The 25,772-nt window shown below is 68.5% G+C and carries 19 protein-coding genes; 14 read left to right on the top strand and 5 right to left on the bottom strand.

Going from position 1 to position 25,772, the window contains the following annotated elements; all coding sequences use genetic code 11:
• The first annotated feature begins 90 nt into the window (after positions 1 to 90).
• From AC1KAR_RS09840 to AC1KAR_RS09825, 4 genes are all read left to right on the top strand, one after another.
• Positions 91 to 1,914 (top strand): ABC transporter substrate-binding protein, encoded by a 1,824-nt coding sequence (locus tag AC1KAR_RS09840; protein WP_480316951.1) that lies wholly within the window; start codon positions 91 to 93, stop codon positions 1,912 to 1,914.
• Positions 1,911 to 3,746, top strand: coding sequence for an ABC transporter substrate-binding protein (locus AC1KAR_RS09835; protein WP_480316949.1), 1,836 nt, complete (start codon positions 1,911 to 1,913; stop codon positions 3,744 to 3,746). Before AC1KAR_RS09840 ends, AC1KAR_RS09835 begins: the two co-directional genes overlap by 4 nt.
• Complete coding sequence (locus AC1KAR_RS09830; RefSeq protein WP_480316947.1) at positions 3,743 to 5,575, top strand: ABC transporter substrate-binding protein; 1,833 nt, start codon at positions 3,743 to 3,745, stop codon at positions 5,573 to 5,575. The genes AC1KAR_RS09835 and AC1KAR_RS09830 overlap by 4 nt, the downstream gene beginning before the upstream one ends.
• Before the next feature lie 342 nt (positions 5,576 to 5,917).
• On the top strand, positions 5,918 to 7,957 hold the full coding sequence (locus AC1KAR_RS09825; RefSeq protein WP_480316945.1) for an acetoacetate--CoA ligase: 2,040 nt from the start codon (positions 5,918 to 5,920) through the stop codon (positions 7,955 to 7,957).
• Between the two features lie 51 nt (positions 7,958 to 8,008).
• Here the strand turns inward: AC1KAR_RS09825 and AC1KAR_RS09820 are convergent, their stop codons facing one another.
• Entirely contained in the window at positions 8,009 to 8,527 is a 519-nt protein-coding gene (locus AC1KAR_RS09820) for a ferritin-like domain-containing protein (RefSeq protein WP_480316943.1), read from the bottom strand.
• Positions 8,528 to 8,950: 423 nt separating this feature from the next.
• Between AC1KAR_RS09820 and AC1KAR_RS09815 the strand changes: the two genes are divergently transcribed.
• The 5 genes from AC1KAR_RS09815 to AC1KAR_RS09795 all read left to right on the top strand — a co-directional run bounded on the left by AC1KAR_RS09815 (position 8,951) and on the right by AC1KAR_RS09795 (position 11,344).
• Positions 8,951 to 9,364, top strand: a complete 414-nt coding sequence (locus AC1KAR_RS09815) for a hypothetical protein (protein ID WP_480316941.1) — start codon at positions 8,951 to 8,953, stop codon at positions 9,362 to 9,364.
• Between the two features lie 149 nt (positions 9,365 to 9,513).
• The gene (locus AC1KAR_RS09810; RefSeq protein WP_480316939.1) at positions 9,514 to 10,014 is read left to right on the top strand and encodes a hypothetical protein; all 501 of its coding nucleotides are present in this window, start codon (positions 9,514 to 9,516) and stop codon (positions 10,012 to 10,014) included.
• Positions 10,011 to 10,583, top strand: coding sequence for a nucleotidyltransferase family protein (locus tag AC1KAR_RS09805; protein ID WP_480316937.1), 573 nt, complete (start codon positions 10,011 to 10,013; stop codon positions 10,581 to 10,583). Before AC1KAR_RS09810 ends, AC1KAR_RS09805 begins: the two co-directional genes overlap by 4 nt.
• Before the next feature lie 43 nt (positions 10,584 to 10,626).
• Entirely contained in the window at positions 10,627 to 10,932 is a 306-nt protein-coding gene (locus AC1KAR_RS09800; protein WP_480316935.1) for an NIPSNAP family protein, read from the top strand.
• A 10-nt stretch (positions 10,933 to 10,942) separates the two neighbouring features.
• Positions 10,943 to 11,344, top strand: a complete 402-nt coding sequence (locus AC1KAR_RS09795) for a glyoxalase superfamily protein (protein WP_480317825.1) — start codon at positions 10,943 to 10,945, stop codon at positions 11,342 to 11,344.
• A 199-nt stretch (positions 11,345 to 11,543) separates the two neighbouring features.
• Here the strand turns inward: AC1KAR_RS09795 and AC1KAR_RS09790 are convergent, their stop codons facing one another.
• Positions 11,544 to 12,053: a flavin reductase family protein gene (locus AC1KAR_RS09790; protein ID WP_480316933.1), complete on the bottom strand. Its 510-nt coding sequence runs from the start codon at positions 12,051 to 12,053 to the stop codon at positions 11,544 to 11,546.
• A gap of 162 nt (positions 12,054 to 12,215) precedes the next feature.
• On the opposite strand from AC1KAR_RS09790, the gene AC1KAR_RS09785 reads away from it, so the two are divergent.
• The 4 genes from AC1KAR_RS09785 (at position 12,216) to AC1KAR_RS09770 (ending at position 20,570) form a co-directional block, all read left to right on the top strand.
• A complete protein-coding gene (locus AC1KAR_RS09785; RefSeq protein WP_480316931.1) occupies positions 12,216 to 13,808 on the top strand; it encodes an AmpG family muropeptide MFS transporter in 1,593 nt (530 codons plus the stop codon).
• A gap of 41 nt (positions 13,809 to 13,849) precedes the next feature.
• Complete coding sequence (locus AC1KAR_RS09780) at positions 13,850 to 14,755, top strand: M48 family metallopeptidase (RefSeq protein WP_480316929.1); 906 nt, start codon at positions 13,850 to 13,852, stop codon at positions 14,753 to 14,755.
• A 97-nt stretch (positions 14,756 to 14,852) separates the two neighbouring features.
• Positions 14,853 to 16,901: a hypothetical protein gene (locus AC1KAR_RS09775; protein ID WP_480316927.1), complete on the top strand. Its 2,049-nt coding sequence runs from the start codon at positions 14,853 to 14,855 to the stop codon at positions 16,899 to 16,901.
• 12 nt (positions 16,902 to 16,913) lie between these two features.
• Complete coding sequence (locus AC1KAR_RS09770) at positions 16,914 to 20,570, top strand: Dyp-type peroxidase (RefSeq protein WP_480316925.1); 3,657 nt, start codon at positions 16,914 to 16,916, stop codon at positions 20,568 to 20,570.
• A gap of 6 nt (positions 20,571 to 20,576) precedes the next feature.
• On the opposite strand, the gene AC1KAR_RS09765 is transcribed toward AC1KAR_RS09770, so the two are convergent.
• From AC1KAR_RS09765 to AC1KAR_RS09755, 3 genes are all read right to left on the bottom strand, one after another.
• Positions 20,577 to 23,699, bottom strand: coding sequence for an ATP-binding protein (locus AC1KAR_RS09765; RefSeq protein ID WP_480316923.1), 3,123 nt, complete (start codon positions 23,697 to 23,699; stop codon positions 20,577 to 20,579).
• 121 nt (positions 23,700 to 23,820) lie between these two features.
• Complete coding sequence (locus tag AC1KAR_RS09760; protein ID WP_480316921.1) at positions 23,821 to 24,474, bottom strand: Crp/Fnr family transcriptional regulator; 654 nt, start codon at positions 24,472 to 24,474, stop codon at positions 23,821 to 23,823.
• A 119-nt stretch (positions 24,475 to 24,593) separates the two neighbouring features.
• Entirely contained in the window at positions 24,594 to 25,319 is a 726-nt protein-coding gene (locus AC1KAR_RS09755; protein WP_480316919.1) for a helix-turn-helix transcriptional regulator, read from the bottom strand.
• Here AC1KAR_RS09755 and AC1KAR_RS09750 point away from each other — a divergent pair.
• Complete coding sequence (locus AC1KAR_RS09750; RefSeq protein ID WP_480316917.1) at positions 25,318 to 25,632, top strand: hypothetical protein; 315 nt, start codon at positions 25,318 to 25,320, stop codon at positions 25,630 to 25,632. The two genes, AC1KAR_RS09755 and AC1KAR_RS09750, sit on opposite strands and share 2 nt — an antisense overlap.
• Positions 25,633 to 25,772 lie beyond the last annotated feature (140 nt).

Below are 25,772 nucleotides of genomic sequence, written 5' to 3'. Positions count from 1 at the left end.
TTGCATGCCGCCTTGCAGTCCACACCCTTAGACTTTGCCTTGCAGGTTTGGCCGCCAAGGCGAACCCGATCCCACAAGGAGACTCTTTTCATGAAACGTGGCCTGACCATGGCCCTCTTGTCGGCGCTGCTCGCCTGCGCCTCGCCATTCACCTCTGCGCAGGAGGGCGGCGCCCCCAAGGTGCTGCGCTATTCCTTCCGCATCGCGGAGACGGGGTTCGACCCCGCCCAGATCTCCGACCTGTACTCGCGCACCATCGCGGCCAACATCTTCGATGCGCCCTTTCAGTACGAGTTTCTCGCGCGGCCCTTCCGATACCGGCCCAACACCGCGGCCGCCATGCCCGAGATCAGCGAAGACTTCAAGACCTTCACGATCAGGATCAAGCCCGGCATCTACTTCGCAGACGACCCGGCCTTCAAGGGCAAGAGGCGTGAGCTGGTCGCGCAGGACTATGTGTACTCCTGGAAGCGCCACTACGACCCGCGCTGGAAAAGCCCCAACCTCTACCTGCTCGAGAACGCCAAGATCGCCGGCCTGAGCGAGCTGCGCGCCGAGACGATCAAGGCCAAGAAGCCCTTCGACTACGACCGTGAGGTCGAAGGCCTGAAGGCGCTCGACCGCTACACGCTGCAGATCAAGACCACCGAGCCCAGCCCGCGGCTGATGCTCGAGTTCACCGATGCCTCGGCCTGGGGTGCGGTGGCGCGCGAGGTGGTCGACTTCTACGGCGACAAGATGATGGAGCACCCTGTCGGAACCGGGCCCTTCAAGCTGGGCGCGTGGCGCCGTGCCTCCAAGATCGTGCTCGAGAAGAACCCCGCCTACCGCGACGTGTTCTACAACGAAGAGGCCCCCGCCGACGACCCGCTCGCGCAGGCCGCAGTGGCCCGACTCAAGGGCCGCAAGCTGCCGATGATCGACCGCGTGGAGATCGACATCGTGGCCGAGAACCAGCCGCGCTGGCTCGCGTTCCTGAGAGGCGCGCACGACGTGCTGTGGGAGGTGCCGGCCGACTTTGCCGACATCGCGATGCCCAATAACGAGCTCGCGCCCAATCTCAAGAAGAAGCACATCACGCTGGTGCGCTACCCGCGCGCCGACGTGGCCTTGTCGTACTTCAACATGGAAGACCCGCTGGTCGGCGGCTACACGCCCGACAAGGTGGCACTGCGCCGCGCCGTGCTGTTGGCGGTCGATCTGGAGAAAGAGATCCGCCTCGTGCGCAAAGGCCAGGCCATCCCTGCCCAGGGCCCCATCTCGCCCGGCACCTGGGGCTACGACCCGCAGCTCAAGACCGAGATGAGCGAGTTCAGCGTGGCCAAAGCGCGCGCGCTGCTCGACATGTACGGCTACATCGACCGCAATGGCGACGGCTGGCGCGACATGCCCGACGGCAGCGCGCTCGAACTGGTCTACAGCACCCAGTCCGACAACAATTCGCGTCAGTTCGCAGAGCAGTGGAAGAAGAACATGGATGCGATCAAGGTGCGCATCAGCTTTCGCATCGCCCAATGGCCCGAGAACCTCAAGCAATCAACAGCGGGCAAGCTGATGATGTGGGGCGTGGGCTGGAGCGCCGGTTCGCCCGATGGCGACACCTTTCTCGCGCTGGGTGATGGCAAGTCGGCCGGTGCGGCCAACAAGTCGCGCTTCAGCCTGCCGGCCTACACCGAGGCATACGCGCGCCAGAAGCGCCTGCCAGACGGCCCCGAGCGGCAGGCCGTGATGGACGAAGCCCAGCGGCTGATCGTGGCCTACGCGCCGTACAAGTTCCATGCGCACCGCATCTTCAGCGACATGGCCCACCCCTGGGTGATCGGATACCACCGCAACAACTTCGTGCGCGAGTTCTACAGCTACATCGATCTCGACCCGGCCATGCAGAGCGCGCACGTCAAGGGCCGCCCATGAAGCGGCGCGAATTCAACCTGGGCGCTGCGGCGCTGGCGGCCGCAGGCATGGGCCTGCCGGTGGCGCAGGCGGCCGAGCCGCTCAAGGTGCTGCGCTATGCGTTCTCGGTGGCCGAGACGGGCTTCGACCCCGGACAGGTGAGCGACCTGTACTCGCGCATCGCCACCGCGCACATCTTCGATGCCCCGCTCACCTACGACCACCTCGCGCGGCCCTACAAGCTCAAGCCATCGACCGCCGTGGCCATGCCGGAGATCAACGACGACTTCACCGTCTTCACCTTCCGCATCAAGCCCGGCATCTACTTCGCCGACGACCCGGCCTTCAAGGGCCCGGATGGACGACCAAGACGGCGCGAGCTGGTGGCGCAGGACTATGTGTATTCGCTCAAGCGCGTGTACGACCCGCGCTGGAAAGCCGCTTCGCAGTCTTACGTTGAGGATGAGGGGATCATCGGCCTGCGCGAGCTGCGCGACGAGGCAATCAAGAGCGGCAAGCCCTTCGACTACGACCGCGAGGTCGAGGGCCTGCGTGCGCTCGATCGCTACACCTTCCGCGTGAAGCTGCGCGAGTCGCGACCGCGCCACCTGTACGCCATCTGGTGCGCGCGCGATGTGTACGCCGGCGCGGTGGCGCGCGAGGTGGTCGAGTTCTACGGCGACAAGATCATGGAGCACCCGGTGGGCACCGGGCCTTACCGCCTCGCTGAATGGCGACGCAGCTCGCGCATGGTGTTCGAGCGCAACCCGAACTACCGCGACGACGTCTACGACGCCGAGCCCAATGCCGACGATGCCGACGGCCAGGCGCTGTTGCAGAAGCTGAAAGGCCGCAAGCTGCCGATGATCGACCGCATCGAGATCTCGGTCATCGAGCAGGCACAGCCGCGCTGGCTCTCTTTCCTGAACGGCGAGCAGGATCTGCTCTACACCATGCCCACCGAGTTCGCCGACCAGGCCACGCCCGGCGGCAAGCTCGCGCCCGTCCTGCGCAAGCAGGGCGTGCAGCTGTATCGCGTGCTGGCGTCCGACGTCACGCTCACCGTCTTCAACATGGAAGACCCGCTGCTGGGCGGCTACAAGCCGGAGAACGTGGCGCTGCGCCGCGCGATTGCGCTGGGCACCGACATCGAGCGCGAGATCCGCACCGTCTGGCGCGGGCTCGCTGTGCCGGCGCAGGCCATGATGCCGCCCAACACCGCCGGCTACGACCCGCGCCGCAAGACGGAGATGAGCGACTACAACCTGGCACGCGCCAAGGCCCTGCTCGACACCTACGGCTACATCGACCGCGACGGCGACGGCTGGCGCGAGCGCCCCGACGGCAGCCCGCTGGTGTTGGAGATGAACACCCAGTCCGACGGCACCAGCCGCCAGCGCGACGAACTGTGGAAGAAGGACATGGACGCGCTCGGCCTGCGCGGCGCGCTCAAGGTGGCGCAGTGGCCCGAGAACCTCAAGGCATCGCGCGCCGGCAAGTTCATGATGTGGCGCGTGGGCTCGCTCGCCGCCGCGCCCGACGGGCTGAACTCGCTGGAGCGCGACTACGGCCCGTCCACCGGCAAGAGCAACCTCGCACGCTTCAGGCTGCCGGCCTTCGACACGCTCTACGACCGCATGAAGATGCTGCCCGACGGGCCCGAGCGCGAGGCCCTGTTCGACGAGGCCACCAAGCTCACCGTGGCCTACATGCCCTACCGCATCCACGTGCATCGCGTCGTCACCGACCTGGCCTTCCCGCAGGTCGTGGGCTTTCGCCGGCCGGTGTTCTGGCAGGACTTCTGGCAGTACCTGGACATCGGCGACACACACCGCCGCGGGGCCGGCGCGTGAGCCTGGCGCGCCGGGCGGCCGCCTGCCTGTTGGCGCTGTGGTCGGTAGCGGTGCAGGCGCAGCCCCAGGCGGTGGCCGCGGCGCCCAAGGTGTTGCGCTACGCCTTCCTCGCCGCCGAAACCAGCTTCGACCCGGCGCAGGTGAGCGACCTGTACTCGCGCATCGTCACGGCCCATGTGTTCGACGCGCCCTACAAGTTCGACCCCCTCGCGCGGCCCACACAGGTGGTACCCAACACGGCCGCCGCGCTGCCCGAGGTGTCGGCCGACTTTCGCACCTGGACCATCCGCCTCAGGCCCGGCACCTACTTCGCCGACGATCCCGCCTTTGGTGGCGCGGGTGGACAGCCGACACGGCGCGAACTGACCGCGCACGACTACGTCTACAGCTGGAAGCGCTTCTACGACCCGGCCACCAAGAGCCCGCTGTACGCCAATGTCAATGAGCAAGGGCTCATCGGCCTCGATGCACTTCGCCAGCGTGCGCTCAAGAGTGGCAAGCCCTTCGACTACGACACCGAGGTGGAAGGCCTGCGCTCGCTCGACCGCTACACGCTGCAGATCCGCCTGGCGCGCCCGTCGCCGCGGCTGCTCAACCTGCTGGCCGACAGCAGCGTGCTCGGTGCCGTCGCGCGCGAGGTGATGGAGCGCTACCGCGGCCGCGAAGGCGAGCACCCGGTGGGCACCGGCCCCTTCCGGCTGAGCGAATGGCGGCGCAGTTCGCGCCTGGTGCTCGCGCGCAACCCGAACTTCCGCCACGAGGTGTATGACGCCCGTCCCGCGGCCGACGACGCTGAGGGCCAGGCGCTGCTGCAGCGCTTCAAGGGCCGCACGCTGCCGATGATCGACCGCGTGGAGATCTCGGTGATCGAAGAGGCCCAGCCGCGCTGGCTTTCGTTCCTCAACGGCGAGTTCGACCTGCTGTGGCCGCTGCCCTACGAGTACGCCAACGCCGTCATCCCCAACGGGCAGCTCGCGCCGCACCTGGCCCGGCGCGGGCTGCAGGCCGAGCGCGTGCTGGCCACCGACCGCACCATGGCGTACTACAACATGGAAGACGCCACAGTCGGCGGCTACACACCCGACAAGGTCGCCTTGCGCCGCGCCATCAACCTCGCCATCGACATCCGCCGCGAGATCAGCCTCATCCGCAAGGACCAGGCCGTGCCCGCGCAAGGCCTCGTGGCACCCGGCACCTATGGCTACGACGCGGCCTACAAGAGCGAGAACAGCGACTACGACCTCTCCCGCGCCAAGGCCCTGCTCGACATGTACGGCTATATCGACCGCGACGGCGACGGCTGGCGCGACCTGCCCGACGGCCGCCCACTCGTCATCGAGTACGCGAGCTACCCCGACAGCAGCGGGCGCCAGTTCGACGAAGACTGGAAGGCCGCGCTCGACCCCTTGAACATCCGCATGCGCGTGCGCGCAGCGCAGTTCCCCGAGCAACTCAAGGCCGGGCGGGCAGGGCAGTTGATGGTCTGGCAGCTGGGCTACACGGCCGTCACACCCGACCTGCAAGACGGCCTGCAGCTGCTCTACGGCCCGGCCGCGGGCGGGCAGAACCTCGCGCGCTTTCGCCACGCCGGCTTCGACGCGCTGTATGAACGCATGCAGGTGATGCCCGACGGCCCCGAGCGCCTGGCGCTGCTGCGCGAGGCGCTCAACATCGCCACCGCCTATGCCCCTCACCGGGTGCGTGTGCATCGCCTGCTCACCGACATGTGGCAGCCCTGGGTGCAGGGCTACCGCCGGCCGACCTTCGGCAACCAGTTCTGGCAGTACATCGACATCGACGAGACGAAGCGCGTGGCCGCCGCGAAGTAGGGCCTGTTCACACTAAATGAGCACCCGCGCCGGGCCAGGGCGAGGTGCAGGGCAAGGCGCGGGTGAGGCCGTGTGCCGTTGGCACACCACGAACCCGCAACGCCGCCGTGCGCCTCGCACTGGCCCGGCCCTTCGGGTGACTCACCAAAAGCCCGCCAACGAGGCGCAAAGCGCAGCTGTAGCACTTGCTACAGCGAGCATTTGCAACGCTGTGGGCGGGTTTTTGGTGAGTCAAGCGGGCGCTCATTTAGAGTGAGCAGGCCCTAGTGCGATTGCTGACTAGGGATAGCCCCCGGCCTTGGATGCGCGTGAAGGCCGAAGCGCGGCAGTAGAGTGGTTCGCATGAGCCCTGCACCTCACCAGATCACCCGCTACACCCAGTGGCTCGCGCAAGAGCGCGGCCTGGTCTTCGACGTGAACACCCCTGCTGGCTACGACACCATGTGGCGCTGGTCGGTGAGCGACCTGCCCGCGTTCTGGTCATCGATCTGGCGCTACTTCGATCTGCAATCGCCCACGCCGTACAGCGCGGTGCTGACTGACGAGGCGATGCCGGGCACGCAGTGGTTCACCGGGGCGCAGGTCAACTACGCGCAGCAGGTGTTTCGCCACGCCGACGCGGCACATGCCGCGGGCCACCCGGCCATCGTGTTCCAGAACGAGCGCATGCGCGAGCGCGGCGAGGTCAGCGAGCTGAGCTGGCCCGAGCTGCGCCGGCAGGTGGCCTCGCTGGCCGCGCATCTGCAGCGGCTGGGTGTCGAGCCCGGCGACCGCGTGGTCGCCTTCCTGCCCAACACGCCTCAGACGGCGGTGGCTTTTCTCGCGGTGGCCAGCCTGGGCGCGATCTGGTCGGTGTGCTCGCCCGACATGGGGCCGGTGGCCGTGCTCGACCGCTTCAAGCAGATCGAACCCAAGGTGCTGATCGCCTGCGATGGCTACGTGCACGGCGGTACCGCCCACGACCGCCTGCCGGTGCTCGAAGGCCTGGTCGGTGACCTGCCCAGCGTGCGCCATGTGGTGCTGTGGCGCAATCTCGATGCAGCCGCTGCGCCGTCTCGGCTGGCCTCGCCCACCCGGCAGGCGCATGACTTCGACACGCTCACGGCCGACGCCGCCGCCTTCGCGCCGAAGTGGGTGGCCTTCGATCACCCGCTGTGGGTCGTCTATTCGAGCGGCACCACCGGCCTGCCCAAGCCCATCGTCCACGGCCACGGCGGCGTGGTGCTCGAGGCGCTCAAGATGCTCGGCCTGCACGCCAATCTTGGGGCGAGCATCGACACCGGCGACCGCTTCCACTGGTACAGCGCCACCGGCTGGATCATGTGGAACTCGCAGATCGGCGGACTGCTGCTGGGCACCACCATCTGCATCTACGACGGCAGTCCGTCCGGCAAAAGCGGTGCGCCCGACTGGTCCACGTTGTGGCGCTTCGTCGACGACACGAAGGCCACCTTCTTCGGCGCCGGCAGCGCCTTCTTCGCCAGCTGCCTCAAGGCCGAGGTGCGGCCGAAAGAGATCGTCAAGCTCGCGCACCTGCGCGCACTGGGCGCCACCGGTTCACCGCTCGCCAGCGACTGCTACCGCTGGGCCTACGACAACCTGCCGCAGGTCGAGGGCCACGACATCTGGCTCTCGGTCATCTCGGGTGGCACCGACTTCGCCGGCGCCTTCATCGCCGGCCTGCCCACGCTGCCGGTGATCGAGGGCGAGATGCAGTGCCGCTGCCTCGGCGCGGCGGTGGAGGCGTGGAATGAGCAGGGCCAGCCACTCATCGACGAGGTGGGCGAGCTGGTGTGCGTCAAGCCCATGCCGTCGATGCCGCTTCGTTTCTGGAACGACGAAGGCAACACGAGGTACCACGACAGCTACTTCGATATGTACCCCGGCGGCAATGAAAAGCCTGCGGTTTGGCGCCACGGCGACTGGATTCGCATCACCCCGCGCGGCGGCGCGATCATCTACGGCCGCAGCGATGCCACCATCAACCGCCACGGCATCCGCATGGGCACTGCCGAGCTGTACCGTGCCGTCGAGGCTCTGCCCGAGGTGCTCGACAGCCTGGTGGTCGATCTCGAGTACCTGGGCCGCGAGAGCTACATGCCGCTCTTCGTGGTGCTGCGAGATGGCCTGGTGCTTGACGCTGCGCTCGACAAGCGCATGCGCGAGTCCATCAAGGCCGCGCTCTCGGCGCGCCACGTGCCCAACGAGATCTTCCAGGTCAGCGCGATCCCGCGCACGCTCTCCGGCAAGAAGATGGAGCTGCCGGTGAAGAAGCTGCTGCTGGGCACGCCGCCCGAGCAGGTGTTCAAGCTAGATGCCATGGCCAACGCCGATTGCGTGCCGTGGTTCGTGGCGTTTGCAGAGCGCCGTCGGGGCCCATGAAAAAAGGCAGGCGCTCACGAATGAGCGCCTGCCCTGTCATCCGCACACGCGTCAGTGACGCGCCTTCGCGGCGTCGCGCAGCGAGCGGATCTGATCGTGGTTGCGCTGCGCCCCTTCGGCTTGCGTTTGAACCACGCGGATCACATCGCCCGGCAGCGGCTGCTTGAGCGCCTTGCGGTAGCGGGCCACGGCGGCGTCTTCGCCACGCTCGCATTCATCGAGCATGGAGACTTCGCCGTCCGCGCCCACGGCGCCCTTCACATGCACCCAGCCACGGTGCATCGCACCGCTGGCTGTGCCGCCCTCGGCCGGCTTGCCGCCATAGGCGGTGATCAACTGCTGCAACTCGGCAGCGGAGCGCTGGCAGCCTTGCGCGCGATCCAGGAACACCTGCTTCAGGTGCGAGCTGCCGTCGAGTTCTTCGGCGCAGGTGCGAAACCCGTATTCGCCGTCGCGGCAGTTCTCCAGCAGGTCGTTGAGCACGTCGACAACGTCTTCGTTGCTGAGCGCTTCGCCCGTGGTGCGGGCGGTGGAGAAGGATTCGGTTTGCGGGTTGCGTTGCATCGTCATGTGTGACCTCCGATGTCGACAGTGAGAGAGATAGAAACATCCAATCGGCGTGCACATGGCGTGCAGCGGCGACCTGGGTTCAGCGTACGTCGGCGCGGGGCCGAAGGCTGTCGGTGCAGGTGCCGGCTGCTTGTAGGCGCAGTGGACCTAGTTCCCCATACAAGAGGTATGGCATTGCGCTGTCGTGCGGGCATTGACGCCTGCAAAAAGCCAGACGGATGAACGCACTTGGGGTCGAGGCGATCGGCGCCGTCCCTCCATCTGACGAGGTAGGGTGGGCGATGCAGTCTGTAAACGAACGACAATTCTGGGTCGGGGTAGCGGCTTCGCGATCGTGGGTTGGACAACAGATGCGAACCCTATCTTTGCGTGGATGTCACCCGGCAGACGGGGGCATCTCTTCTGTCAAACGTTAGAGGTCATATGAAGCGCATCGCCTTTGCATCCACATTAGTGCTGGCGGCGTTCACTTGCTTTGCGCAGGTGGATTCCCTTGTCGGAAAGTTCGGCCACCAGTTCACCAAGTCAAAGGGAACACCTGTCTGGGAGGTTAAAAAGGGTGGCGACAACTACAAGCTTGTCACTCTGAATTCTCCTCAGGACACTCAGGAATATCACGAGCTCTCGGAGTCAGAGCGCCGCAAGTTCTGGAAAGCCCTGTGGTGGCCAGAAGAGAGCAGCGCTTTGGCAAGCTGCGTCGGAAATGCCGATGAAACCATTTGCTATGTGCCACCGAAAGCTCGCGGCCAGATCGGTGCTTTGAAGGGCCAGAAGTCAGACTACTTTCACTTCGATCCGATCGGCGGATTGATGGAAGTGGAAAAGCTTCCCAGATGAATCTGCGGCGATGCGACCCATGGTCACTGTGAGGACGTCGGGGCGCATCCGAACTCGATCGTCCATGCGATCGAGTATCGTCGCCAAGCGGGCACTGAATCAGAAAGTTCAGCGCGCGGGTTAACGACCCCAGCGTCACAGCTTTTCCAATGGAGTTTCTAGAAGCATTCGCCTCATGGGCCTGGGCACGCCACCACAACGTGCTCAGCTGGTACATCCGCCCGCTCTTTCTTCTGCCCTTCTGCTACTTCGCCTACAAGCGAAGTGCGGCCGGCGTGGTGCTCACCCTCCTGGCCCTGCTGAGCAGCATGTTCTGGTTCCCGGAGCCGAGCGTGGTTTCGCCCGTCGTCGCGTCGGCCCTCGACGCAGAGCGCCAGTACCTTCTCGGGCCATGGCCACTGTGGAAGGTGACCGTCAGCCTGCTGGTTCCGTGTCTGCTCACGGCCCTGGCCTGCGCCTTCTGGCGCCGCTCCTGGCTCTGGGGCGCCCTGGTCTTGAACGCAATCGCGTTGTCCAAGGTCGCCTGGACGGCGGGCGTTTTTGAAGAGACCGGCTTCGTCGCACATTTGCTCCCGGCCGTCGCGGGCCTTGTGGTCTGCAACGCGGCCCTTTGGCTTGTCTACAGACGCTTCGGGCGCAGCGTGCCATGACGCTCACGTCGCAAGCCTTTATGCGCGACATTTCGCGCAACCCTGCGAACGCCGCGATCCTGGAGCGCTGGGATGCGCTCGACCTTCCGAATGCGTGGTTGGTTGCGGGATGCCTGTTCCAGACGCTATGGAACCTACACGCCGGTCGCGCACCCGCCTTCGGGATCAAGGACTACGACATCTTCTATTTCGATGCCGATGACCTCAGCGAGACGGGCGAGCAGCGCGCACAGGCGAAGGCCAGCGCCACGCTCGCCGATCTCGGGATCACGGTCGAAGTGGCCAATCAGGCGCGCGTTCACCTCTGGTACCCGCAGTACTTTGGCCGGCCCTGCCCCGAGCTCACTTCGGTTGAAGATGGCATCAGGCGGTTTCTGGTGCTTGAAACCTGCATTGGCGTTCGACCGAATGCGCATTGCGCACCGTTCGGTCTCGCTGGGGCCTATGCGGGGACGCTCACGCCGAACCCGCTGACGCCGTACCGCGAGCTGTTTGCCGACAAGGTGGCGAGTTATCGTGCGCGCTGGCCGCACCTGCGCGAATGCTCGACAGCAGGCGCCGAGAGCTGACAACCCCTTCGCGCCTCAGGCGCGCTCACGAGGCCCATGCCCCATGATCACCTGTCACCTGCGCTATGTCATCGATGCCAGCAAGACGAGCGAGTTCGAGGCGTACTGCCGCATGTGGCTCAAGCTGATCCCGAAGTTCGGCGGCGTGCACCACGGATACCTGCTTCCCTCCGAAGGGGCCAGCGACATCGCTCTCGGTTCGTTCTCGTTCGAGTCGCTCGCGGCCTACGAGCAGTACGGGACCAAGTCGCTGCAGGACCCGGAGTGTCAGGTGGCATTCAAGTTCGCCAGGGAGACGAAGTGTTTCCTGAGCTACGAGCGCACGTTCTTCAGGCCGCTCCTGGCGTAGTGGCCGCTAGATTGCCGACCTGGCGCGCACGCCTGCCGCCCCATCCATCCCCATGCAATCCGTCGTCCCCGCCCTTCGCGTTAGCTCCTACGCCACGAGCAAGGTGTTTTACGCGAAGCTCGGCTTTGCCGAGGAGTGGACGCACCAGTTCGGACCGGGTTTCCCGGTCTTCGCGTCGATCGCACGCGAAGGCATGCGCATCTTCCTGACCGAACACACCGGCGACTGCGCCTTTGGCGGCCTCGTCCACTTTTACGTGAATGATGTCGACCAATGCCATGCGGCCTTCATCGGCGCGGGCGTCGAGATTGCCGAGCCGCCAAACCATGGCCTTGGACCGGACATTCGCACGATGCTGGTGATCGACCCGGACAAGAACCGACTGAGCTTCATCACGCTCGTCGAGACGTGAGGGACGCCATGTTCGACCACGTCAACTTCGGTGTCAGCGACTTGAGCAGAGCAAGGCCTTCTTTCTGAAGGGGCCGATGCCCCCTGTCACGCGAACTACTTCGCGGCTTCGTCATCGGGCGCCTCGGCCTACGAGGCGCGCAAGCACGGCTGCGAGCCGCCGCCACCGGGTGCCGAACACCCCCCGTGAGCGCCCGAGCCTACAGCGGCAACTCGGTGAAGTACCGCCCGCCGTGAAAGAGCAGCGGCAGCGCGCCGTCGCGGCGCTCGCAGCGCTCGACCTCACCGACGAAGATGATGTGGTCGCCCTCTTCGTAGCGGCTGCGGTTGAAGCACTCGAACACCGCGGCGCTGCCGTTGAGCACCGGCACGCCGCCTGCGCCGCAGCGGAAGTCCACACCGGCGAAGCGGTCGGTCTCCTTCGAGGCAAAGCGTTCGGCCAGTTGGCGCTGTTCGGCCGCGAGGATGTTGATGGCGTAGTGAGAGCCAGCGCTGAAGTGCGGCATCGAGCCCGACCGCTGCGACAGGCTCCACAGCACCAGCGGCGGCGAGAGCGAGACCGAGTTGAACGAATTGGCGGTGAGTCCGATGGGCCGGCCGTCGGCGTCGAGCGAGGTCACGATGGTCACGCCGGTGGCGAACGCGCCCAGCGCCGCGCGGAACTCCTGGAGGGAGAACTCGGGGTCGTCGGGGCGCAGCAGGGCAGTCATGGCCGGATTGTGTCGCGTCCCGGAAAGTCGGGCCAAGGCGCTGGCGGAGGCCCCTCCAGCCCTGCGGTCGGGTGCGGTCGACAAATTCAGCCCCGTTGAGACTTATTGCCGCCAGCCAGGCATTTGCCGGTCCGCGAGGGGCCCCTCCCTAGAATGGCCCGCATGTCTGCCCCCGCGCCGCTTCGCCGCTCCCTGCCCTCACGACTCGCGGCCTGGCATCGCATGCTGGTGGTCACGCTGCTCGGCTTCGCCTCGGGGCTGCCGCTGGCGCTCACCGGGCAGGCCATGCAGGCCTGGTTGAGCGTCGAAGGGGTCGACATCACCACCATCGGCTTCCTGAGCCTGGTCGGCCTGCCGTACACCTTCAAGTTCCTGTGGGCGCCGCTGATGGACCGCTTCGAGCTGCCCTGGCTCGGCCGGCGGCGCGGCTGGCTGGTGCTCACGCAGCTCGCGCTTGCCGGGGCCCTGCTGCTGATGGCGGCCACCTCGCCCACAGCGGCCACGCGCAGCTTTGCGCTGCTGGCGGTGCTGGTGGCGTTCGTGTCGGCCTCGCAGGACGTGGTGATCGACGCCTACCGCACCGACCTGTTGCACGCCCACGAACGCGGGCTGGGCTCATCGATCTACGTGCTGGGCTACCGGCTGGCGATGATCCTGTCGGGCGGCGTGGCGCTGATCTGGGTCGACCCGTCGCAAGGCGGCGGTTGGACCTGGCCCGAGGTGTACCGCTTCATGGCCGGCCTGATGGTGGCGGCTGCCGTGTTCTCGGCGCTGGCCTTGCCACGCCTCGCGCTGGCGGCGCGGCCATCGAGCGTGGCGCGCAACGACGTGATGGGCTTCCTTGCGGTGGTGGCCGCGGTGGCGGTGGGCGTGGTGGCGAGCGAGCGCCTGGGCCCGCCGATCGCGCAAGCCCTGCTCGCGCCGCTGTGGTCGGGCAGCACGCTGTCGGCCGATCTTCAGGGCAAGTGGACTTCGCTGTTCGCGCTGCTGCTCGGCGTCGCCTTCACGCTGCCGCTCGCAGCTTGGGTCGCCAAGGTGGCGCGCTTCGAGACGCTGCTCGGCGGCCTGCGCAGCTACTTCAGCCAGAACGGCGCGGGCGCCTTCCTTGCCTTCATCGTGCTCTACAAGCTGGGCGATGCGTTCGCGGGCTCGCTGATGACGCCCTTCCTGCTCAAGTCGATGATGTTCAGCCCGGCCGAGGTGGGCGTGGTCAACAAGGTGATGGGCCTGTGGCTCACCATCGCCGGCGCGCTGATTGGCGGGGCGGTGATGCTGCGCCTGGGCCTGTGGCGCGCGCTGATGGTCTTTGGCCTGCTGCAGTTGCTGAGCAATCTCGGCTTCTGGTGGCTGGCCGTGTCAGGCAAGGGCCTGATGCCGGGCCTGGTGATCCCGGCCTTCGACTGGGGTTTCGTGAAGCTCGCGCAGGCCACGCCGGTCGACGGCGGCCTCTTGATGGTGATCGCCTTCGAGAACCTCTCGGGCGGCATGGGCACGGCCGCGTTCGTGGCTTTCCTGATGAGCCTGTGCAACCAGCGTTTCACGGCCACGCAGTACGCTTTGCTGTCGGCCTTTGCCTCGGTCGGGCGGGTGTGGGTCGGGCCACTGGCCGGCGTGATGGCCGAAACCATCGGTTGGCCCAGCTTTTTCATCGCCTCGACCGTACTTGCGGCACCCGCCTTGCTCATGCTGTGGTGGCTGCGACAGCCGATCCGTGCCCTCGAGGTGGACCCGGACGCGCAGATCCTCGACGATTGACCCTGGACGATGGACCCCGACGTCACGTAAATCAGAACACCATGAACCGAGACTTCAACACCGACGCTGAACTGGCCTCCCACGCCTGGGGCTGCACCTGCCATCGCCACGGCCGCCGCCTGTTCGGCCGCGCGGTGATCGGCGTGGGCGCACTCGCGGCGGTGCCGGCGCTGGCGCGCGAAGGCGTCGAGGTCGGCAAGGATTCGCAGTTCTCCAAGCTGGTCTCGGCCGAGCAGATCGAAGACGCCGCCTCGCAGCAATACAACGAACTCAAGCAGCAGGCGGCACAGAAGAAGGCCTTGGCCCCCGCCACGCACCCGCAGGTGGTGCGCCTGCGTGCGATCGCCGCGCGGCTGATCCCGTACAGCTACGACTGGAACCCCCGTGCCCGCAACTGGAAGTGGGAGATCAACCTGCTGGGCGACAAGTCCATCAATGCCTTCTGCATGCCCGGCGGCAAGATCGCGTTCTTCTACGGCATCCTGCAGCAGCTTCAACTCAGCGACGACGAAGTCGCCATGGTGATGGGCCACGAGATCGCCCACGCGCTGCGCGAGCACGCGCGCGAGCGCATGGGCAAGACCATGGCCACGCGCGGCGGCATCGAGATCGCCGCGGCCATCTTCGGCCTGGGCAACCTGAGCCGCATGGCGGCCGACATGGGTGGCCAGCTGCTGACGCTCAAGTTCAGCCGCGACGACGAATCCGAAGCCGACCTGGTCGGCATGGAGCTCGCCGCGCGCGCCGGCTACGACCCGCGTGCCGGCGTGTCGCTGTGGAACAAGATGGCCGAGGCCAGCAAGGGCGCACCGCCGCAGTTCCTGTCCACCCACCCCGCGGGCCCGACGCGCATCCAGGACATCCAGGCCAACCTGCCCAAGGTGATGGGCCTGTACCAGCGCGCAGCCAAGCCGACGCAGCGCTTCGAGCCACCGGCCAAGAGCTGAGACTCAGCTTCCACAAGTAGGGGGATGCAAGCCCCACGTTGCGCGCTCACACTGCATGGCCCCGTGTCGCGACGGGAGCCCTCACGTTGGGAGCGCCATGGACCGGTCCGAGAACGCATGCGCCGAGACGCAGCCGCGGCCCTTGCCGGCCTTTGACGACCGCTCACGCCCCGACCGCTATTGCGACCTGATCCTCTCCGGGGGCATCACCAGCGCCATCGCCTATTCGCCGGCCACGTTTGCGCTGGCGAGCGTGTACCGGCTGCGCAGCGTGGGCGGCGCCTCGTCGGGTGCCGGCTCCGCGGCGCTGGCCGCGGCGGCCGAATACCGGCGGCGCCACGGCTCGGGCGACGGGTTTCGGGTGCTGCTGGAGCGCACGGCCGAGGTGGCCGAGCTCGACCAGGGCCGCACCGGGCTCGAATGGTTGTTCCAGCCCAGCCTGCGCAAGTGGTGGCTCTTCGATCGGCTGGTGCCGGCGATCGCCGCGCCAGAAGGCAAGCTGCGCAAGCTTCTTGTCTCGCTCGGCCTGGCCTACTGGGTGTGGCCGCTGCTGATCGCCGGCGCGCTCGCCGCGAGTGGCTGGTGGTGGATCGCGCCTGACCGCTCTTCTCAGCATGCCTTCGCCTGGGGTGTCGTCGCAGGCATCCTCTGCTTGCTTGGCGCACTCGTGGCCGGCCTGTGGTGGCTCTGGATCGACGTGCGCCAGGTGCTCGACGACGGCTACGGCCTGTGCAGCGGCATGAGCAAGCTGCCCGGTGCGCCGCGCTCGCCCTTGACCGTGTGGCTGCACGATCTGCTGCAAGAGATCGCCGGCCTGCCCGAGGGCGGCCCGCCGCTCACCTTCGCCGACCTCGAATCGGCGCCCGGCTCGCCGCGCGCCACGCTGGGCACGGGCGCCGCGGGCGACGAGGTCTCGATCCGCCTGCAGATGTTCACCGCCAACCTCACGCTCGGCCGGCCGCGGATCTTTCCGCTGACCAACGATCCGAAGGATTTCCCGGCCCACGACCCGCCACCCGATGCCGACGATGCCGTTCTCTACTTCCTCGAGAGCGACATGCGGCGGCTGTTCCCGAAGGCGGTGGTCGACTACCTCATGAAGATCTCGGCCGACTACGACGGCCCGGCCCGCATCGAAGACCCCGCCCGCCGCTACGTGGCACCGCGCCTGGCCGGGCAGACGTTCAAGCGCCTGCCCGGAAAGCGCCTGCCCGTGCTGGTGGCCGCGCGCATGAGCCTGAGCTTCCCGGTGCTCTTCGAGGCGGTGCCTCTGTGGATGGTCGATGCGTCGGAGGCCGGCACGCCGCGCATGCGCCGCTGCATCTTCTCCGACGGCGGCTTCTGCTCCGGCTTTCCGATCCATCTGTTCGACAGCGCGGTGCCCGACTGGCCCACCTTCGCGATTGCGCTGCGCGACCTGATCCCGAAGAAGAGGGATGAGTCGCTGTGCCAGCAACTTGAGGACATGAAACAGTCGATCCACCTGCCCGAGTCGCCAGACGACCCGATCCGCGACGTCTGGCATGGGTTCGACGAGAAGCGCAACGGACTGGAGCGGTTCGGTGACCTGCTCGGCGCCATGCTGTCCACCATCAAGGACTGGAACGACACGCTGCAGTCCGACCTGCCGGGGGTGCGCGACCGCATCGTGCGGCTCGGCCTCTCGCCAGGCATCGGTGGCCTGAACATCCGCATGAGCGCCGAGCAGATTCGCACCCTCGCCGCTGTCGGGGGCGAGGCCGCGAAGCGCCTGCTCGAGCGCTTCGCCCTGCCCGACCCTCCGCAGGGTGTGTCCCAGGGTTGGGCCGAGCACCGCTGGGTGCGCTTCAACGTGCTGCGCGAGTGCCTGACCGAAGCGCTGAGCGGGCTCGGGGCTTCGGCGGCGGGCGGCCTCTACACACCGCCGCTGCGCTCGCAGATCGACGAGGCCGGCACGCGCCCGCCGTTGAAGGGGCCGGCGAAGCCGCTGCACGACACCGCCGCGCAGGCCGAGGCCGAGCCCTTGTTGCCCGCGCAAGTGGCGGCCTTGCTGGGCGTGCTCGATGCCCTCGAAGACACCGAACGCGCACTGCGCACCGCCGATGCCACGCCGCAGCCCTACCGCCCCTCGCCGCGCCCGCTGCTGCGCGCCCGCCCCCCCTTGTGAAAGGGCTCCGCCATGGCCTACACCGTCAGCACCAAGACCAAGAGCCTGCTGGGCACGACCGACCTCACCGTGGCCGCGCCGATCAAGTCGGGCCTGTGCCTCGCGCTCGATGCGCGCAGCTACGAAAGCCGGCTGCGCCTGCTGCTGCTCACGCTGAGCGGCGTGCGCGTGTCCTCGCGCGAGGTGGAGTACACCGACCTCATCGACGACGCGGTGCACCGCATCCGCGGGCTGCATTCGTTCCGGCTCGCCATCGTCGGCGAGCGAGCGCCGCGGCAGTTGCTGCTGGCGGTCAGCTTCGATGGCGGCTGGGAGACCTACCTGCGGCGCATCTGGCGCGACCTCGGGCCGCTGCTCGACGTGATCTTCTGCAACTGCGAGGGCTACCTGCTGTCCAGCACGCACAGCTACGACGAGTACATCGGCTGGGTGCGCTCGGCGCAGGTCGGCACCGAGTTTTTCTACAGTGCCACCGAACTCACGGTGAACGACCTCAGTTACGTGCGAAGCCGCGAACGTGAGCGCCTGAACCCGCCGCTGCCGGTGCCCTCCGGGCCGGGGCCTGTACCCGAGGTGATCGCGCAAGTGCTCCCTGCGTTGAACGCGCTGCACCGCCTGGTCGACATGTACCTGCCCGACCCGACGCGCGCCGGCTTGGGCGACGATGCCGACGTGCTGCTGCGTGCCACCGACCACCTGCTGGGCGATCAAGGCCGGCGGTTGCGCAACGACCGGCCCCTGCCGAGGCCGCCCACGACCCCTGCGACGCGAGCGGCTCTCGCGTGGTTTCTCGATTCACCGCGCACGGAGCCCGTGGCCCGCTCACCCTCCGACCCGGTGGCCGATCTGTCCCAGGTGCAGGGCGGCATCCTCGCGCCCTACCCGACCATGACGCACGGCTGCCTGCTGCTCGTGGGCCTGCGCGATGCGGCGGCGGCGCGCGAGCTGCTGCGCCACTTGCATGACGACATCACCACCGGCGCGGCCGTGGCGACCGGCGCGGTGCCCTCGTTGCCCTGCGTGAACATCGCCTTCACCGTGCAGGGCCTGGGCGTCGCGGGCGTGCCCGCTGCCGAGCTGGACACGCTGCCGTTCGAGTTCCGCGAAGGCATGGCGGCGCGCGCGAGCATTCTGGGCGACCGCGACATCAACCACCCCACGCGCTGGGAGCCACCCGAGCGCAACTGGCCCGCGGGCGCGAAGGGGCGCATCGCGCTCTCGTCCGTGCATGTGCTGGTGCAGTTCCAGACGCGCAGCTTTCCGTCCACCACCTGGGTCGGGAGCATCCACGACCCGGCGCACCCGCTGCACAGGCATGTGATGGGCTTCGACAATGTCCTGGCCGAAAAGGGCGTCGCCATCCTGTCGGTGCAGCTCACGCAGCGGTATCTGAAGGATGCGAGCGACACGCCGGTCGGCCACTTCGGCTTCGTCGATGGGCTGAGCCAGCCGCTCGTGGGCGGGCCGAAGCCGGCCGCAACGTCGTATGCCAACCACGTGCCGCTCGGCGACGTGTTGCTGGGCTACCGCAACTCGCGCAACGACGAGCCCTGCACGCGCCGATTGTGGAGAGACAGCACCTTCGTCGTCCTGCGCAAGCTGGCGCAAGACCTGGGCGCGTTCGAGAAGCTGTTGCCGCCCGCGCAGCCGCAGCGCGATGCCACCAAGGCGCTGCTGATGGGGCGATCGCCGAAGGGCATCAACCCGATCGACGGCACCGATGGCAACGACTTCAACTACGACGGGGACGCCGACGGAAAGAAGTGCCCGTTCCAGTCGCATGTGCGGCGCGCCAACCCGCGCACGCGCGAGGGAACGCGGCCCGATCAGGTCGATTCGCCACGCATCATCCGGCGCGGCATGTCGTACGGCCCGCATCGCGACGACCTTGCGGCGCAGGCCGAGCGCGGCCTCCTTTTCAGTGCCTACAACGCCTCGATCGCCGAGCAGTTCGAGCTCATCCAGAGCTGGCTGAGCGGCGGCAACAGCAGCAGCCCGAACAGCTACTCGGGGCTGCGCGATCCATTCGTCGGCGTGCCGGGGCCGGACACCGAGCCGAACTGCTTCGCCTACTTGGACGCAGCCACCGGCGCCCCGCGCACGCTCGCGCTCGGCGCGCAGCCGCCGGTCACGCTGAAGTGGGGGCTGTATGGCTTCGTGCCGTCGATCTCGGCGCTGCACGAGCTCCAGGGCCTGGCCGACGAGGCGGCCCAGCGCGAGAGTGCGGCCAGGGACACGAGCAAGGGGGACACGGACAAGGGACGGGGCGGCTGCCCCTTCCGCCGACAACAGAACAGCGACGAACTGGCGCGCCAGAAATCGGCCCTCGTGCAACGCGGTGCGGTCGTCATCCGCGGCCTGCAGCTCGGCGAGCAACGCGACGGCGTCGACGCCGCCAAGACGCAGTGGAAGCTGGCCCTCGAAGACCTGAGCGCGCGCCAGTCGGGCACCAGCCAGGCGATCTGGGCGGCGGTGCGCGAGGTGCATGGTGGGGTGCTGCGCACGCCCTATGGCGTGCTGGTGTGCAAGCGCACCTGGGTCGACCAGGTGCTGGCGAATACCGAGCGCGTCTACAGCGTGAGCGGCTACAACGCGCGCTTGCGCCAATGCTTCGGCGAGATCTACCTGGGGCTCGACGATGACGACGGCATCGGTGGCGGCGCAGGCAGCCTGTACGACACGCTTGCCTCCGACGTGAACCGCGCGCTCTATGCCGTCACCGAGGCCCAGGGCTTCACCAGCGCCCGCCGCGCCATGCGCCAGACGATCGCGGCCGCCACGGCCGGCGCCAGCGCCAAGGCGGAGGTGAAGGCAGAGGTAAAGGACCTGGTCGACGACGCGCTGGAACGCCTGTGCGTGGTGTGGTTCGGCCTGCCCGACGGCCGCTTCGTGCAAGGCGGTGGCTGGCGTTATGGCGTGACGGATGCGAACTGCCCCGGCTTCTTCAGCGCACCGTCGCGCTACACCTTCCAGCCCCACCCCGGCCCCGAGTCCACACGCCTCGGGCAGGCGCACGGCCAGGCGCTCAAGACTCAGGTGCTGGGCCTGCTCGCCACGCCTGCAGGCACCGGGCGAGTCATGGCCAGCCGGCTCGGCAAGCCGATCGGGCAGGCCGTGGGCGCAGACAACGCCCTGTTCATGCGCAACCTCATCGGCGTGATGATGGGCATGCTGCCCACCGTCGACGGCAACCTGCGCAGCGTGCTGTACGAGTGGGTGGCGGATGCCTCGCTGTGGGATCAGCAGCTCGCCTACCTGGGGGCACGGCAAGCAAAGGCGGCCGCGCACGACGCGGCGCGCAGCGCCTTGCTGGAGCCGCTGGTGCGCACCCTGCGGCTTCGCCCTGTGCCCGAGCTGATCTGGCGCACGGCGCTGAAGTCGCACGCGCTCGGTGGCGTGGCTGTTCGGCCCGGCGACATCGTCGTCGTGAGCCAGGTCTCTGCCGGCCAGGAGGCCCTGCTCGACGACAAGGCCCAGGCCGGCGACCTCAGCTTCGTCTTCGGCGGCAAGCGCAGCGCGGTGCCGGCCTGTGCTGGCGAGCCCTTGCACGCCTGCCCGGCGCAGAAGATGGCGACCGGCGTGCTGCTCGGCCTGCTGGCCGGCCTGATGGAATCGGCCACGATGCAGCCGACGTTGTCGGCGCTGGCGCTCAGGATCAGCCGGCGCTGAACTCGCTTAGCCGATCTCGCCGCCGATCTCTGCGCCGACCCTTGTGCGCACGCGCTCGGCCTGCGCCAGGTGCCAGGGCATCTGCAAGGCCGCAAAGCTCACGCTCGCGCGCTCGACGGCGTCCTGCGCTGCGCCGCGATCACCGCGTGCCAGCGCCACCTGCGCGCTGCATAGCTCGTTGCACGCCGCCTCGTGCGGCGACTGGCGCAGCCGCGCCACTCGGCCTGCCGCCTGGAGCTGCCGTTGCGCGCCCGGCCAGTCGCCCTGCGCAGCGGCAGTCAGCGCGAGCGCCCGCCGCGCCATCGCCGCGCCCAGGCCGTCGCGCTTGCGGGCGCGTTGCAGCGCCTGCGCGGCGCGGTGCCGCACCTCGGCTTCACCGCGCCCGCATTCGACCGCCGCCTCGGCCAGCCAGCCGTAGGCCATCGAGATGAAGAGCCGCTTGTCGCGTGCCTCCAGCCAGGCCACGGCTTCGGCCAGTGCGCTCAGGTCTTCGCTCTGGGCGCCGATTCGCCAGGCCGCAAACGCGCCGAGCGCGCGGCCCATGCCGTACAGGTAGAGGCTCTTGACGCGCTCGGCAACCCGTTGCGCGCGCTGCGCGGTGTCGAGGGCTTCTTGCCAGCGGCCCTGCCACAGCAGCACGCCGCTGTACCAGCACAGCACCGATCCTTCGACTTCGTGGCCCGGCCACGGCGCGTGCCGCAGGCCCAGCTCGGCGCAGGCGAGCGCCTCGTCGAAGCGGCCCTGGTCGCCCAGCACGCTGGCCTTGCAGGCGAGCGAGTAGGCCACGCTCGCGCCCGGGCGGCCACTGGTGGCGTCGATGGCGCGTGCCGACGTGGCCTCGTCGAGCAGGGCGAGCGCGCCGCCGTAGTCGCAGGCGGCGGCCAGTGCCTGGCCGAGCGTGACGCCGATCTGCGCGACCAGCTTGGCGTCGCGCAGCTCCCGCGCCGCGGCCATCGCGGTCTCGCAATGCGCCACCGCCGCGCGCGGCTCGCCCAGTGCGTAGGTGATGTAGGCGAGCCAGTACTCGGCGTACACGGCACCCGGTGCGTCGCCATGCTGCCGGGCGAGTGCGATAGCGCGGTTGAAAAGCGCCAGCTCGCTGCGCGAGGGGTCGAACACGCAGGCCATGCCCAGGCGCCGAACGACAGAGCGCCACACGCGGTAGCGCTGCGGCGTGTCGGGTTCGCGGTCGAGCAGCTCGAGGGCGCTGCGGTACTGCGCCTTGGCGCGGTCGATCGACGACGCGGCCATGGCCTTGTCGCCCGCCATCGCGGCGTAGTGCGAGGCCTGCGCGTGGTCGGCCGCGCCGGCATGGTGGTAGGCCAGCGCTTCCACCGCCTCGGTGTCGGCCCCAGCCTGGGCGCGCTCGTGCAACAGCTCGGCAATGCGCCGGTGCATGCTGCGCCGGCGGTGCAGTCCGATCGCCGAATACACCACCTCGCGCGTGATGCCGTGCTTGAAACGCAGCGTGCCGCGCCGCTCGCCCGGGAACACGAAATCCTGCGCCGCCAGGGCCCGCACCGTCGGGTGCTCCGGCCCGAGCCCAGTGAGCGCCTGCAGCAGCCAGGTGGGCACCACGTTGCCGATCACTGCGGCGGTGCTCAGCAAGTCGTTCTGCTCGACCGGCAGCCGCGTCACGCGCGAGGCGATCAGCGTCTCCAGCCAGACCGACCCACCGGGCGCGGCGCTCAGGCTGCTCTGCGCATCGGCGGTGCTGGCGGCCGAGTGGCACAGCTCTTCGAGGAACAAGGGGTTGCCGCCTGCATGGCGGCGGATGGCATCCGTCACGAAGGGGTTCGCGCCGGGCAGCAGGCGGGCGATGGTGGCATCGGCCTCGGGTTTGGAGAAGACGGCCAGCTCCAGCAGGTCGGCCTCGCTTAACCGGGCGTCGGCGCTGTCCATCGGCCGTGTGGCCGCGAGCACCAGCACCGGTGCGGCATGCAGGCGGCCGATGCCGAAGACGACCTCGCGCGTGGCTTGGTCGGCCCACTGCCAGTCGTCGATGAAGATGATCTGCGAACGCTCGCGTGCCGCGGCCGCCACCAGCGCGCACACCGCGCCGATGATCTGCTCGGGCGTCTGGGGCGGGGCTTCGCTGCCGTCGCCCTGCGCGGGCAGCGGCAGGGCGAGCGCCTGCTGCAGCGCGGCGCGGTGCGGGCGCAAGGCCGGGTCGATGCGCGCCAGCGCGGCCTCCACCGCCTGCGCGGCCGCGGCCGGCGTGGTCTGGGCCGACAGGCCGAACTGCGACCGCAGCATCTGCAAGAAGGGCTGCAGCGGTTCGGCGCTCAGATCACGGTCGCAGTAGCCGCGCGAGACGTTGCAATCCTTCAATGCGGCGCGCTTCAGGAACTCTTCGGCCAGGCGCGTCTTGCCCACGCCGGGTGGTGCCGTCACCGCCACGAAGCGCGGCTGCCCGCCGCGCACGCTGTCCAGTGCGCGAGCCAGCCAGTGAAGCTCGGCCTCGCGCCCCACGAAGGGCACCAGGCCGCGCTGCACATGCGCCTCGAAGCGCGTGCGCAGGCCGCTGCGCGCGAGGATGCGCAACACCGCGAACGGCCCGGGCCGGCCCTTGACGGAGAGCGACAGCGCTTCGGTGTGGAACAGCGCGCTGCGCGGCCCGAGTGTTTCGGCGCTTGCCAGGATCTCGTCGGCCTCGGCGCAATCGCTCAGGTGCTTGGCGATGCCCGGTGCCGGGCCGTAGAGCATGTAGCGGCCCGCGATGCTGTCGCCCGGGTGGGCCAGCACCAGCCCGGCGTGGATGCCCGAGTGCACGCTCAGGCGCGGCGCGCCGTAGGCGGCGTACTTCTCGCGCAGCTCGCGCACCTTGGCATGCACTTCGAGTGCCACCTCGGCGGCGCGCTGGCCGTCTTCTTCGGTGGCCTGGGGGTTGCCGAAGAGTGCCTGGAAGCCGTCGCCCTGGTGCTGGTTGACGGTGCCCTCGCGTGCGGCCACCGCCTGCTCGAAGATGCGCCGCGTGTCGGCGATCAGCTCGGCGTTGATCTCGGCCTCCATCACGTTGGCCAGGGCGGTCGAGTCCGACAGGTCGGTGAAGAGCACGGTGAGGTGGCGCTTGGGCAGCGATTCAAGCGACCCAGCCTCGCGATTGGTGGTTCCGTCAGCCTGCGGCACACGCGCTCCCGTTTTAGGCGCATTGTGTATTGCCGTGCAAAGGTCGATCAACAACATCTCGGGGCTGGACGGCTCCCGATCGTGCCCCGGGCCTGTGCGGCGTGTGCGTTGGCCGGCTTGCCTACCAGTGCGCAGGCAGCGGCCGCGGCAGCAGCAGCGCCTTGCCCTGGCGCACCAGGTAGCCACCGCGCTCCAGGTCTTTCATCAGGCGGCTGACCATCTCGCGCGAGCAGCCCACGCGGCTGGCGAGCGCGGCATGCGTGAGGCGCTCGGCGATCAGGTGGCTGCCGTCGGCCTGGGGCTGCGCGAGCTCGGCCAGCAGCGCGGCCAGCCGGCCGTAAACGTCGAGCAGCGCCATGCTGCGTGCACTCTGCGTGGCCAGCCGCGCACGGCGGATCACGCGTGCCAGCAGCTCGAACGCGAACTCGGGGTCGGCGGCGATGTGCTCGCGCAGCGTGGTGCGCGTGACCACGGCGCATTCGGTCGTCTCCATCGTGATGACCGAAGCCGAGCGCGGGCCGCCGTCGAGGCTCATCTCGCCCAGATACTCGCCCGGGCCGTAGATGCCGTACACGACCTCGCGGTCGCGCTCGTCGGTGGAGAAGCACTTCAAGCGCCCCGACAGAACGATGAACAAGGTGTCGCCCGCGTCACCCTCTTGAATCAGCAGCGTGCCCTTGCGGTAGCGGCGCGTCTGCCCGCGTTCGAGCAGCCGGCGCAGGCTGTCGGACCCGTGAGAGTCGGTCGAGGGCGCAGCGGCGGCGGCGGTGCTCATGGGGCTGGCGGGTGCGATGGAGAGTGCGGGGTCGCACCCATCATCGCCCGAAAGCGCGCCGGCCTGCAATTCACGCGGCCCGGGCGGAGCCCGTGGCGCGTGCAAGGTCCTCGGGGCCGTCAGGCCGCCAGCATCGGCGGGAGCGGTTCGATGGAGGGCAGCGCCGACATCGGCGACAGCGACATCGTGATCGGCGGCAGCGTGGCCACGCGGCTCATCAGGTCGCGGATGCTCGCGGTCTGTGTCTTCTGGCGGATGCTGCTGATCTGCGTGCGCACGGTGGACACGGCCACGTCGTGCTGGCAGGCCACCTGCTTGGGCTTGAGGCCGCTGCACAGCGCGCACAGCACGCGCGCCTCGGCATCGGTCAGGCCCTGGGCCCGGGCGTAGAAGTCGATCGTCAGCGCGTCGCCCGGCTGGCGGCGGCCGAGCACCAGCAGCACCTGCGCGCCGGGGCCATGTTCATCGCCCGCTTCGTCGGGCAAGGGCACCACCGCCACCGACAAGCCCGGCTCCTGCCGCCCCAGCCACAGCAGGCGCCGCCGCCCGCGGGCCGCATCGGCCAGTGCTTGGCCCAGCAGCACGCCCTCGTGGCGGTGCACGGCGCGCACCTGGCGGCCCGTGACCGCCAGGCGGTCGCCCAGCGCCAGTTCTCGGTACGCGGGCTGGTTGGCATGGCGCAGCTCGCCGGAGGGCGTGACGAGCAGCATGCCGTGGTCCATCTCGTCGAGCATGCGCGTGAGCCAGTGCGTCAGCCGCGGCGTGGGCGCGGCGCGCCGCTCGGGGCCGGTGTAGTGGGCAGCCGGTGCGGCGCCGGGCATGTCACGCAGGCAGTTCTGGCTCATGGCGATCCCCTTGTGTTCGGCGGCGGCGCTCGGGGCTGACACGCCCGGGGCCGCACATCAACAATCTAGGGGAGGCATCGCGCGCGAAGTTGTGAATTGCACCGAGCGATTTGTGATTTATTCACATCACCGTCAGCGCCGCCAACGCTTGGCTGCCATGCCGCTCGCCCCGTTGTTCACCAAACCACCCAGCACGATCGCCTGCACGTTCTCCATCGTCTGCTCGACGAAGGCCGGGGTCGGCGAGCACGAAAAACAAGACCCTGAAGCCCGCACCCGGTGGCTTTCTGACAATCTACACATCGCGCGCTGAACCGGGCGATGCCGAAAGGCGGGCCAACTGGCTGTTTTCGGCACCCGGCGAGTTCCCGATCGACATCCGAGCCTGCCGGCCCGGGCAGGCGACCGTGAGCCGCCGGTGGGCAAGACCGGCAGCCGCCAAGACACGCTGAC

This window comes from Piscinibacter sp. PDB1-1 (genome assembly GCF_056675995.1).
This window is presented reverse-complemented; position numbering and strand designations above follow the sequence as displayed.